The sequence below is a fragment of the Nonomuraea sp. 10N515B genome (genome assembly GCF_052245915.1).
Classification (GTDB): domain Bacteria; phylum Actinomycetota; class Actinomycetes; order Streptosporangiales; family Streptosporangiaceae; genus Nonomuraea.
In genome coordinates this window covers 56,735-67,840 of record NZ_JBQQBQ010000053.1, presented here as the reverse complement: position 1 = coordinate 67,840, position 11,106 = coordinate 56,735, and the positions used below count along the sequence as shown (strand labels likewise).

Genomic DNA, 11,106 nt, shown 5'->3' with positions numbered 1-11,106 from the left:
ACCTCATGAAGGCTCTGCGGATCCAGCGACACCAGACCACCACCCTCGAAGACTTCGGACTCCTGAACACTCTCCCGCACCGATGCTGACCGAGAGTGACAGTTTCAGAGATCCGCAACGGGGTCATTCATGCGGAGGAGCACGTCAATCAGTCCTCGGACACCAGACGCGCCGGGAAACCGCCGGTCGCGATCGGGCCCCAGCGGTCGATGTGGATGCGGATCAGCGACTTGTCCTGGCGCCGCATGGCCTCGCGGTATTCATCCCAGTCCGGGTGCTCGCCGGCGATGCAGCGGTAGTACTCGACGAGCCCGTCAAGGGCCTCGGGCATGTCGAGCACCTCAGCGTGCCCGTCCACCTGGACGTACGGGCCGTTCCAGTCGTCGGACAACACGCAGATCGACACCCGGTCGTCCCGGCGGGCGTTGCGTGCCTTGGCCCGGTCGGGATAGGTGGAGACCACGATCCGGCCGCCGTCGTCGACTCCGCAGGAGACCGGCGACAACTGCGGCCGCCCATCCGTGCGGGTGGTCGACAGCAGGCCATGGTGCCTGAGGCGGAGGAACTCGAGGAGTTCGGGCAGTTCGACGCGGCGCGCGGTCGCGATGTTCGGAGCCATCTGGGTGTGCCTCTCGATCAAATCAGGTCAGCTCACGACCCTATCGAGCGAGCCACCGACCAGAGGATCCGGCGGCGCGGCCGGCATCCCAGGGGCGCTAGAGCAGCTGGTCGCGGCGAGCCGCCGCGGCCTGCCGGACGTCGGCGATGAACGCCTCGGTGTGGCGATGTTGCGGCGGATCAACGTCCGCCTCTCTCCCGCTGAAGGTGTCCGCATATTGCGTGTAGAGCACCCAGCAACTGCGGATCCCCGACAATAGGTTCTCCAGCAGGTCGAGGGCCGGGCGGGCGGGATTGATCGGGCTGATCGACAGATAGACCGAATCGAGGCTGAGGCCGAGCTCGGGGTGGTTGTCGTGGGCCCTGACGATGAGGTCTTCGGCTGCGGAAATGCGCTGCTTGGCCTCGGCCACGCCACGAAAGTGCCCTTCGGCCACGTGTAGGGCGCTGCGGATCATCGGCATGACCGCTTGCCAGGGAGAGGAGCCCGCGTTCATCGCGCCGACGATTTCGGCGAGGCTGTCATGCGCGAGTGCCTTGACGCGGTCGACCTCCGTGATGATCTGCGCCGGGTGGAGGCGGGTCTGGCCGGCGGTGGTGACGGTCGCGGCGTGGAGCCAGTGAGCGGCCGCGATGGCGGCGGCTGTGGGCTCGACCTGCGTGAACAGCTCCTCGGCGCCGAAGGGGTGCCGCTGGAGGACGGTGTCGGCATGGGCGACGTGGAGCGGTGAGGCGTCCTCGCGGCTGAGGACGACGGCCTGCTGGGCCCGTGACCTCAGGTTGCCGAGTTCGGCTTGTTCGATGGCGGCCAGCTCGGCGGTGACCTCGGTGGTGATGCGCGCCGTCAGACGGGGCGCGTTGAGCGCCTGCAGACTGCGGCCGGCACGGTGGGCGATCTCTTCGACGCGCGTGGCCGAGGGGGCGCCGTTGACCGGCCGCTGGGGCCTGGTCAGAGCTGGTACAACGGCGGTGAAGGCATCGCGCTCTTGCTGCCGGTGCCAGCCGATGCTGTTGGGCCCCTGCTGGTCGGCGGCACTGGCCGGGTGGGTATAGGAGCGCCAGCAGGCCTGCGACAGCTCGGTCAGGCAGGTGGCGAGGCGGAGCGCGTCCGGTCCTGGGGGAAGCTCGGCCACGGTGGTGGCGACGTCGCCGATGCCGGTGCTCCAGGAGGCGATGAGCGTGTTGCGGACTTGGTCGACGGCGTACCGGGTCACGCGGGCTCCTTATGAAGAGATGGGGGAGCGTGATGCCCATGCTCAGGATGCTTGATCCGCCGTAATTCCGGAGGGTGTTTGACGGTCCTGCGGGTCGCTGATCAGCAGGTTTGTCGGGAAATGCGCAAAACTTTTTACATGCGGAGCGACGCGAGGAGTCGCGCGACTGGGCAACCCAAGACGACCGCCACCCAACGGCGGGCTCTCCGACGTAGTCGTTAGCCTGGAAACGTGAGCATTACCGCTGGTAGCTACACGTTGGGACCCGACTCCGGCCGGCTCCTCGTCAAGACGACCCGTACCGGGCTGGGCGCGAAGGCCGGCCACGACCTCACTCTCGAAGTCACCCGCTGGCGCGCCGACGCCACGATCGACACCACGGCCCCGGTCCACTCGTCGGTGGCCGTCGAGGTCGACGCCGACTCGATCGAAGTCCGTGAAGGAACCGGCGGCCTCAAGCCGCTGACGAGCTCCGATCGCAGCGAGATCGAGAGAATCATCCGGGAGAAGATCCTGCACACCGATCGCCACCCGACGATCACTTTCCGGTCGACGCGGGTCGAGGGGGCCGAGGAGTCGTTCCGCCTCGAGGGTGATCTCACCCTCGTCGGCGTCACCCGGCCCGTGATCGTGCAGGGGTCGGTGACCGGGGGGCGCGTACACGGCTCGGCGGTCATCGAGCAGTCCCGATGGGGGATTAAGCCGTACTCGGCGTTGCTCGGCGCACTCAAGCTCAGTGACGACGTCCAGGTGGAGTTCGACCTCGACCTCGGCCTCGTCGCGAAGCAGTGACGGTACGCTGGGCATAATCCTGTGACCTGCGCAAATGCCTAACTCGGTGCGCAGTGCGCTGGGCGTCCCCGCCGATCCCCGAAGGAAGCCCCCATGAGCGATCACATCCACGTCCGCGTCAACAACGGCCTGGCGGTCTCCGAAGCCGGTGAGCTGGTCGAGGAATACCGCTGCCGGTGCGGCGCCACCTGGACCCGCGTCCACCGCGCCGACGAGGGCCCAGAAGGGTGAAGCAGGGCGCCGGTTGGGCGGCTCAGTCCGGCTTCGGCGAGCTGAGTGAGACCCTTCGCCCGCATGCCGGCGACGACGACCTGGGCCTGCTCCCCGAGGTCTACTGGCGTGGCCTGCACGGACTGGTCACGCTCATGCGCGGCGGCAGGCGCCCTAGCGCGGCCCACGACCGCCGCTATCGGGCTACGTGCCCCGATCAGGCCAGTACGGCGCGCGCCAGGGCGGTGCCCTCGCCCGGCTCGACCGGCGCGGTCAGGAACACCGGCCCCTGTGCCATGAAACGCGGCCGCGTTCCGCGGTGCTCGTCGGCCGCGTGCACGGTCAGCGGATGCACGAGGTAGATGTCACCCGGCTGCCCGGTCGCGTACGCGATCGGCCGGTCCTTGGATGCCGCATCCAGCAGCGGCCCGGCCTCGAACGGGTCGAGCACCCGCTCACCCAGCGCCCGCTCGGCGTCACGATGTGAGCCCACCCTGATGCGGGTCGGCGCGTCGTCGTCACCCACGTCCGACAGCAACGTGAGCAACAACATCGTCTCCGGCCGCCCCGACACGGCCCATGAGCCGTCGGGCCTGGCCACGGAGGCGTCGATGTGCCAGCCCCGATCGTCGACCGGCGCCACGCCGGGGAAGCGGATCGGCATGTTGCCGATCGACCCGCGCGGCACCCACCCACCGGGTCCGGCCACTTCATCCAGCGCCTGATGCAGCCGCGGGCTGCGCACGAGCTCCCCGAAGGGGCCCTGGCCGGTCAGGTCGGAGGCCCACACCACGGGCTGCCGCCAGCCGGACGGTTCGTCGGGCGACAGGCCGATCTGCTGCCACACGAGCGCCCTCGCCGCGTCCCCGACCTCACGGGGCACGGCCGCCTCCAGCTTGACGAACCCTTCGGCAATAAACCGATCAATGTCCACGACACCCATGCGAGCCACCGTAGCGACGCGGTCCACCGGTTTTCCGTACGCCGGTCGAAGCCGATCCGTGCGGTGGCTTGCGTTGATGCGCCAGATCGCAGTGGCCCCGCGCACCATGAGAGAACTCAAGGTGACCATAACGTTACTGATCACTGAGGTGATCTCCATCAATTGCCGGTAGGTACCCGCGTTCCGCAGCTAATCGCCGATCTAGGGCACGTTCGGACGCTAAACTGCAGGTCAGAAGGCTGCAGGCTGGCGAAAATCGCGAAAAGCCCTAGTGACACGACTTCCCGAAAATCGGCCCTCCACCTGGGGCGATGTTGCTATGGTCTGGTGACATGCCTGGCCGAGGTGGCTATGCCGAGGGAACGGGACGTCTTGGCTCTGCAACGTGTCGCAGAACATGAACACGCTCTACGAGCGGATTGTCCTACCACGTCCTAGCTACGCTCGTCCCTGAGTGCATCCTCGGCTCAGAACATGATCCTTTAGCTCGGCTCGCCTTGGCCACCTGACCAGGCATGATGCCGAGCCCTAGTGACACGCCGTACCAGCATGATCGACGGCGTCCTCGCAGCTCAAGTCCCAGATCCGTGTGCTTTTCTTCTCACACATCTGCGGAACGCGGGAGGTAGTCGTGCTCGAAATGGGTGAGGACAAGCGCTGCGCGGGCGACGTCGCCGATTCGGCTGGGGCTGATGGTGATGTGCTGGAGGGTTCGCCACCGGCCTTTGAGCAGGGCGAATCCGCGTTCGCCGAGGCAGCGCAGGGCTCTTAGAAGCCGGTTGTAGGTGCGGTTGTCCGGGTTGAGGATCTGGTTTCCGTCGGGTTGTTTGATCGGCGTGTGGATGCCGATTCCGGCGCCCTCGTATCCGCTGTCGGCGAGGGTGGGCAGACCGGCTGCGGCAGCGGCGTACAACGCGCCCAGCACGTGGGTGCGGGCGGCGGACAGGTCATGGATGGAGCCGGGTTCGACCTCGCCGATCCACAACGGCAGCCCGTCGGGTGCCGACAGGGCTTGGAGGTTGCCGGCGTGGTGGTGGGCCTTGCCGGAGTACCAGGCGTCGATGGGTTCGCCCTTGACGCTGAGGGTCTGCTCCGCGCAGCGGTCGATCGGGACCAGGGTGCCGTCCAGGATCACGTACGCCAGCCCTTCGGCTTGGGCGCGGTCGAGAGCTTCGGGCAGATGCGGTGCTTGAGCTGCGAGAACCTCGATGCCTTCGTGGATGTAGCGGTAGGCGGTGGCCCGGGAGACGCGATGATCGCGACCGAGCTTGGGGATGTCACGCTCGCCTCGAAACCAGCACAGCACCATGACCGCCTGCCGGAACGGGGTCAGGGCCGGCTGCCTTTCGGGGTGCCGCGCAGTCGTCGTTCCTCCCGCAGGAGTCGGGCGAGGTGCTGAACGAGTGCACGGGAGACGTCGAGCGTGGCACGATGAGCAATCACGTGGAGCCTTTCGGCGGCCGGGAATTCTTGTGGTGAGAACTCATCTGCCGGAGGCTCCACGCCTGTCTCCGGCCTTCGACGACTCCTCCTGAAAGGCCCGAAACGTCACCGCTCGCGCCCGAGAAATCCCCAATCACCCCGAATTATTTTTCGGGATCACCTCAGTGGGGGGTTAGCGATGATGGTTCAAAGCCGGGCTTGCACGATCTAAATCGGGTGTAGCTCGTCTCCAAGTGAGTATCTGAACTGGTCTTTATGGTTGTCACTGGTTGATCGGGGGACCTGCTTCTACCGTGGACGCAAATGGTGAGGCGCTGGTCACGATGGGTTCGCTACTGGAGGAGTTTGGCGTCCAATAGCCCGGACCGAGCCATTGACTGGATCGTCATGATCGTGTGAGATTGATGGAACTTGATGCGGCAAATCGCTGCAACAGGACAGAGGGAGGATGTATGACCGAGAAGATGACCGTCCACACTGCGGCGGATCTCGAGGACTTGCTGGCTGCCGCCGTCGAGGAACTGGCCTCGATGGAGCGCGCAAGCATATCAAGTAAGCCGACAGCTGACCTGGCGGCCTGGGCGCTGTAGCGAGGTTCGGACACGGCGTCGACCACCCCTGCCCCGCAGTCCCAGGTTATTCCCCTGGACCGCCGGGGCGGGGCAACCCCACACTATCGAAGGAGCCTTCCTTGGCGGACAGTGCGATAACGCTTGCAGGCGTGAACAAGCTACTGGACGACTACGCTCGTGTTACTCCGGACGACACATTGGTGGTTGTTTACACTCCTGAAAGCCGCTATTTCGCTGCCTGTATAGACATCGCCTTACGCCTGCGTGGTCTCTCCTTAGCGGCCAAGGTAGCGATGCGCCCTATCGACGACCTCCAGTTGCGCGAGGCGCTTCAAGCCGCGCTCCCCTCCCCCAGCGACGTTACGGGGCATTTGACGATCTTGGTCCTAGAGGTGGGTTCTCTCTCACACGTCGAACTCTTCGCCGAATTGTTCACGGTTTACCGGGCGCAACGCGTCAAGTTGTTCCGCGTTATCGATGCTTCCGACGACTTCTTCGCGATGGCGCTCAACCGCTCCCCGCAGGACCTCACGCTGCGCAACGCGACACTGCTGAATAAGCTGCGAGATGAGACCATAATTCGCGTGACTACGCCGGCGGGCACCGACGTCACCATCGAGATGGATCACGAACGCTACGACTGGATTAGTATCCGAGGCCAGTGGCGGCCCGACACATTTGTTATCCTCCCCGCCGGAGAAATCGCCACCTACCCCGCCAACGTCAATGGTGTCGTGGTCGCCGACGGCGGACTTAACACAAATGTGATCAGCGATATCGAGATGAGGCTGGAGAACAACCCCCTCACCGTCACGGTCGAAAACTCGATCGTCACCGATTTTGCCTGTGCCAACCCGGACACAGCACGTTTCGTCGAATCCTGCCTGAACTCACCAAACGGACGCCGCGTAGGCGAACTCGGGTTCGGCACCAACGACGGCATCACCAGTTTCTTCCCAGCCAACACTCATCTCAACGAACGCTTCCCCGGCCTTCATCTCGGTCTCGGGCAGCACAATCAGCCGGGCATCGTGCCCTACGTCGCCCGCGTCCACCTCGACATTGCCACTCGAGGCGGAACACTACACCTGCCGGGTGCTGGGGAAACCCTCGACCTAGCCGCGTTCACGCCCCAGCCAGGCATCGAGCACCCGCCACTCAAACGCGATCAAGACGTGGTGGGAAGTTGTTGTGCTGAAGGATGCAGCCTTCTGCGTATGAGCCTGATCGACGTGCCATCTCTGATCGCTGGACGGGAATGAATCTCACATCGCATAAAAAGACCAGCAGACTCCTAGCGTTACCCTCCTTCCGCACACTGTGGTTGGCACGAACGACCTCCATGCTCGGCGATCGGCTAGCCACGGTCACCGTTGTGTCGTTGATCGTCATGCAGGGGCACGGATCTGCTGCGGTAAGCATGGCTTTGGTGCTCGATATCGCCCCCCGCGTACTCGGCGGTCCCATACTGGGCACTCTGGCCGATCGCGTCGCTCCACGCCGCCTGATGATCTCCTGCGACCTTATTCAGGCGGCTCTGTTTATTGCCCTGACGGTCCTCGCCACGACACTGCCCATCCTCCTCGGTGGCGTTTTCCTCGCCGCGACGATCAGCACCATCTTCCGCTGTACATTGGCATCAACGATCCCTCGCGTAGTGGGGCAAGATCTCCTAGTTGCCGCTAATTCCTTCCTCGCGGTGGCCCACAACACCGGCCTGGCAATCGGACCACTGGCTGGTGGCCTGCTCGCCGCCACGATCGGTCCGCGCCACGGGCTGTGGATTAACGGCGTCACCTTCTTGCTGTCGGCAGGACTGATCGCCTTTACCGCTATGCCCTCCAGCGCTCCAGGACAAGCGGTCCAACCTGCCACAGGTGCCGTGCGCCGCATGGTCGACGACCTGCGGCTCGGGTTCGCGGAGATCGCCCGTCGGCCCACCCTTCGTCTTCTGGCATTGGGCTGCTTCGCCCTACTGCTGTTCGCTTGCCTGGAAAACGCTGCCGTCGTGTTCTTGGCGGAGCAGAGTCTGGAAGTCGGTCCTTTCGGCTATGGACTGCTGGTGTCCGTTTTCGGCATTGGTATGATCGTTGCGCCGCTCGCCGTAGGTGTTCTCTGGCGCGGCATCAGTCCGCAACATGTCCTCTACATCGGCGAGGCCACCTATGGCGCGGCCACCGTCGTCACTGGCCTTGCGCCCTCCTTACCTGCGGCTGTCGTCGGAGCCACACTTGCTGGCGCTGGCAACGGAATGGAGACCACCGCGATCGAAACGATCGTGCAACGCCACAGCCCCGAAGGGAAGGTAGGGGTGGTATATGGCACGGTCACATCTTTGATGGCTCTGGGCGCCCTCATCTCCTTCGCTGTGGGTGGTCTGATCGTAACTTGGCTTGGCCCGCGCGCCACGTACGTGGTGTCCGGGGCGGGCGTCCTGGCGGTCCTTGCGGTTCTGGTCGTCGGATTCCGGTTATCGGCTGCTCCGCAGGCGAAGCCTGCCCTTGAGTGTTCACCAGAGAAGCGAGCTCGAAGATCCTAGAAGCAGGTCCCCCGATCACTCTGTCGTGTTGTTTGTAGATCACAACCGATATTTGATGAGATCACTGACCGGATTCCGTGCGAAGGGGTCACATGGCAACGGACCTTCCCTCCTTCCCCGTCGTGAACGAAAACCCACTCGACACCTGCATGCGGTTACGGGAGATCGCCCCCGTGGTCGAAGTGGAATTCCCCGGAGGCGTGCCCGCGTACCTGGCACTGACCCACAAGGCCGTGCGGGAGGTCCTCGCCGGGGACAACAAGACCTTCCTGAGGGATCCCCAGCACTGGCCCGCTCTGTACGACGGATCGATTCCCGAAGACTGGCCGCTACGTGCCATCATCCAGGGCGGTCACCTGGCCACCGTGGACGGTGGCGACCACAGGCGGCTACGCAGCCTGGTCGGCAGGGCGTTCACACCGGCCCGGGTGCAGGCTCTGCAGCCGCGGATCCAGCAGATCATCGATGGGTTGCTGGATGACGTGGTGGCCGCCGGTGACGGCGTCGACCTGGTTCCGGCCTTCACCGAGGCGCTGCCGATGGCGGTGATCTGCGAGTTGTTCGGCGTGCCCGCCGAGGACCGGCTCCGGCTGCGAAAGTGGACCGCCACGCTGCTGGCGCACACGACTCCGCCCGATGTGGCGTTCGCGACGCAGAACAACCTCCAAGCCTTCCTGCACGCCCTGGTGGAGCGCAAGCAGCGGGAACCGGGCGACGACCTCACCTCCGGCCTGGTCCAGGTCCGCGACGAGGGGGACAAGCTCACCACCGACGAGTTGGTCGGCGTGCTGTGGCTCATGCTCGTCGCCGGCCACGAGACCACCGTCCACCTGCTCGGGTACGCCATCGTGGCGCTGGCTCAGAACCCCGGCCAGCTCGAGCTGGCCAAGGCCGAGGACCGGTGGGCCGACGTGGTCGAAGAGACCCTGCGCTATCGCCACTCGGTGATGATGACCAGCTTCCGGTTCACGGCGGAGGACGTGACCGTCGCCGGGGTGCACATTCCCAAAGGCAACGCGGTGGGTGTGGTCTACCAGGCCAGTGGCATCGACCCGGAGGAGTACGGCGAGAGCGCCAACCGGTTCGACATCACCCGCGAGCAGACCGGACACCTCGGCTTCGGCCACGGCCCGCGTTATTGCATCGGCGCGCCGCTGGCCCGGTTGGAGAGCCGGCTGGCGCTCGCCTCGCTGTACCGGCGGCTGCCGGGGCTCAGCCTCGCGATCGACCCCGACGACATCCCGTACTCCCCATCGTTCTTCACGATCGGCCCGCTGTCCTTGCCGGTCACCATCGGTATCGCCAAACCCTGACGCGCCATTCGTCTTGCCCGGCAGTGAGAGCCAGACCCGACCGGAAGGTCACGCGCGCTCGGGGTAGCGCTGCCGTACGGGCGTGGCCAGCGCGATCAGAGCCAGCACCAGGCAGGACGCTCCGGCGAAGAAGAAAACCGCGGTCGCGCCGTAGCGCGCGGCGGCCCAGCCGAGTACGGCCGCGCCCACCGGCCCGAGTGAGAAGTGGATCGTCCAGAAGGCCGACGTCACCCGGCCCAGCAGGTGAGCGGGTGTCACCTGCTGGCGCAGCGACATGGAGCAGATCCCCGCCAAGCTGCCGCACGCGAGGTAGAGGGCCATGATGGCGGCCACACCCCACACCGAGCCGGCGAGCCCGAGGCCGAGAATGGCCAGCCCCGACACGACCCCCGCCCCGATCCACAGCGGCCCGAACCCGAGGATCCGCCGCATCCGGGCCACCAGCATCGAGCCGACCATCGTGCCGGCCGCCCCGACGCCCAGCACGATGCCCACCACGGAGTCCGCCTGGCCGAGGTCGTGCTTGAGCCGGTAGATCACGATGTCCGTCAGCCCGAGCGTCATGAAGATGAAGAACGTCAGCAAAATGGTCATGGTCCGCAGCACCGGCTGCCGGAACAGGAACTCCGCGCCGGCCAGCAGCTCCCGCCACGGCCGTCCCTTGGGAGCGGGCTCGACGGCGTACCGGGAGGAGCGGGTCAGCAGGACGCCGAACGCGGACAGCCCGAAGCTGGCCGCGTTGATGGCGATCGCGGCGGTCGGGCCGAGGTGGCCGCTCACCACCCCGGCGAGGGTGGGGCCGAGGATGCCCGCCGCGGCGGCGGTGGCGTACAGCATGCCGTTGGCCTCGGTGACCCGTTGCTCGCCGGCCAGGCCGCGCACCGCAGACACGTACGTGACCTGGAAGACCATGCCCACGGCCGCGGCCATCGGCAGCACCGTGTACAGAAGCCAGATGTGCTGACCGAACAGCCAGACCACCGGGATCGTCACGTACAGGACGAGCCGGACGAGGTCGCAGGCGATGAGCAGCCGACGCCGGTCGAACCGGTCGGCGAGCACCCCTGCGAACACCCCGGCCGCCACCGCCGCCGCCCCGGAGACGCCGGTGAGCAGACCCATCTGGGCGACGGAGCCGGTGACGTTGAGGATGAGGAGGGGCACCGCGATGAGCGCGAACGAGTCGCCCGCCACCGACAGCGTCTGCGCGCACCAGAAGATCAGGAAGTCACGGTCCCGCCACAACGAGCGGGCCGCCGGCCGCGTGTCAGTCTCCATCGGTCACGGCCCGAACGGCGCGGGGCGGTCCGGCCTGGGATGATCGGTGCGCGCCGATCCGGGAGAGCTCACGCAGGGAAGGTTATCTTTCCCGATCCGCCCGACGCCGCTCGTTTTTCCGCCGCCGCGCCCCGGCAGGCGACCGCTCGATCGCGCTGCCGCCCTTCAACCGCACTGCCGCCCT

The 11,106-nt window shown here is 66.0% G+C and carries 10 protein-coding genes and 1 pseudogene; 6 read left to right on the top strand and 5 right to left on the bottom strand.

Going from position 1 to position 11,106, the window contains the following annotated elements; genetic code table 11:
* Positions 1–148: 148 nt before the first annotated feature.
* Together ACTWQA_RS45660 and ACTWQA_RS45655 are read right to left on the bottom strand one after the other, a co-directional pair.
* The gene (locus ACTWQA_RS45660; RefSeq protein ID WP_443165117.1) at positions 149–619 is read right to left on the bottom strand and encodes a PPOX class F420-dependent oxidoreductase; all 471 of its coding nucleotides are present in this window, start codon (positions 617–619) and stop codon (positions 149–151) included.
* 97 nt (positions 620–716) lie between these two features.
* Positions 717–1,832, bottom strand: coding sequence for a hypothetical protein (locus ACTWQA_RS45655; protein ID WP_443165116.1), 1,116 nt, complete (start codon positions 1,830–1,832; stop codon positions 717–719).
* 231 nt (positions 1,833–2,063) lie between these two features.
* On the opposite strand from ACTWQA_RS45655, the gene ACTWQA_RS45650 reads away from it, so the two are divergent.
* The gene (locus tag ACTWQA_RS45650; protein ID WP_443165115.1) at positions 2,064–2,624 is read left to right on the top strand and encodes a YceI family protein; all 561 of its coding nucleotides are present in this window, start codon (positions 2,064–2,066) and stop codon (positions 2,622–2,624) included.
* 93 nt (positions 2,625–2,717) lie between these two features.
* Positions 2,718–2,855: a hypothetical protein gene (locus ACTWQA_RS45645; protein WP_443165114.1), complete on the top strand. Its 138-nt coding sequence runs from the start codon at positions 2,718–2,720 to the stop codon at positions 2,853–2,855.
* Positions 2,856–3,051: 196 nt separating this feature from the next.
* Here ACTWQA_RS45645 and ACTWQA_RS45640 read toward each other — a convergent pair whose 3' ends face one another.
* Both ACTWQA_RS45640 and ACTWQA_RS45635 read right to left on the bottom strand, forming a co-directional pair.
* Positions 3,052–3,777 carry a phytanoyl-CoA dioxygenase family protein gene (locus ACTWQA_RS45640; RefSeq protein WP_443165113.1) on the bottom strand — a complete coding sequence of 242 codons (726 nt, stop codon included), beginning with the start codon at positions 3,775–3,777 and terminating at the stop codon, positions 3,052–3,054.
* Positions 3,778–4,378: 601 nt separating this feature from the next.
* Positions 4,379–5,220, bottom strand: a pseudogene (locus ACTWQA_RS45635) (HARBI1 family protein).
* A gap of 452 nt (positions 5,221–5,672) precedes the next feature.
* Here ACTWQA_RS45635 and ACTWQA_RS45630 point away from each other — a divergent pair.
* The 4 genes from ACTWQA_RS45630 to ACTWQA_RS45615 all read left to right on the top strand — a co-directional run bounded on the left by ACTWQA_RS45630 (position 5,673) and on the right by ACTWQA_RS45615 (position 9,644).
* Positions 5,673–5,810 (top strand): hypothetical protein, encoded by a 138-nt coding sequence (locus ACTWQA_RS45630; protein WP_443165112.1) that lies wholly within the window; start codon positions 5,673–5,675, stop codon positions 5,808–5,810.
* Between the two features lie 131 nt (positions 5,811–5,941).
* Complete coding sequence (locus tag ACTWQA_RS45625) at positions 5,942–7,054, top strand: hypothetical protein (protein WP_443165111.1); 1,113 nt, start codon at positions 5,942–5,944, stop codon at positions 7,052–7,054.
* A complete protein-coding gene (locus ACTWQA_RS45620) occupies positions 6,994–8,331 on the top strand; it encodes an MFS transporter (protein WP_443165110.1) in 1,338 nt (445 codons plus the stop codon). Before ACTWQA_RS45625 ends, ACTWQA_RS45620 begins: the two co-directional genes overlap by 61 nt.
* A 92-nt stretch (positions 8,332–8,423) precedes the next feature.
* The gene (locus tag ACTWQA_RS45615) at positions 8,424–9,644 is read left to right on the top strand and encodes a cytochrome P450 family protein (protein WP_443165109.1); all 1,221 of its coding nucleotides are present in this window, start codon (positions 8,424–8,426) and stop codon (positions 9,642–9,644) included.
* Between the two features lie 48 nt (positions 9,645–9,692).
* On the opposite strand, the gene ACTWQA_RS45610 is transcribed toward ACTWQA_RS45615, so the two are convergent.
* Positions 9,693–10,922, bottom strand: a complete 1,230-nt coding sequence (locus tag ACTWQA_RS45610; RefSeq protein ID WP_443165108.1) for an MFS transporter — start codon at positions 10,920–10,922, stop codon at positions 9,693–9,695.
* Between the last annotated feature and the right edge of the window lie 184 nt (positions 10,923–11,106).

What these genes read in the sequence shown, in the direction of transcription:
- ACTWQA_RS45660 (WP_443165117.1), bottom strand. Translation starts at nt 619, where the DNA reads ATGGCTCCGAACATCGCGACCGCGCGCCGCGTCGAACTGCCCGAACTC.
- ACTWQA_RS45645 (WP_443165114.1), top strand. Translation starts at nt 2,718, where the DNA reads ATGAGCGATCACATCCACGTCCGCGTCAACAACGGCCTGGCGGTCTCC.
- ACTWQA_RS45640 (WP_443165113.1), bottom strand. Translation starts at nt 3,777, where the DNA reads ATGGGTGTCGTGGACATTGATCGGTTTATTGCCGAAGGGTTCGTCAAG.
- ACTWQA_RS45630 (WP_443165112.1), top strand. Translation starts at nt 5,673, where the DNA reads ATGACCGAGAAGATGACCGTCCACACTGCGGCGGATCTCGAGGACTTG.
- ACTWQA_RS45620 (WP_443165110.1), top strand. Translation starts at nt 6,994, where the DNA reads ATGCAGCCTTCTGCGTATGAGCCTGATCGACGTGCCATCTCTGATCGC.
- ACTWQA_RS45615 (WP_443165109.1), top strand. Translation starts at nt 8,424, where the DNA reads ATGGCAACGGACCTTCCCTCCTTCCCCGTCGTGAACGAAAACCCACTC.
- ACTWQA_RS45610 (WP_443165108.1), bottom strand. Translation starts at nt 10,922, where the DNA reads ATGGAGACTGACACGCGGCCGGCGGCCCGCTCGTTGTGGCGGGACCGT.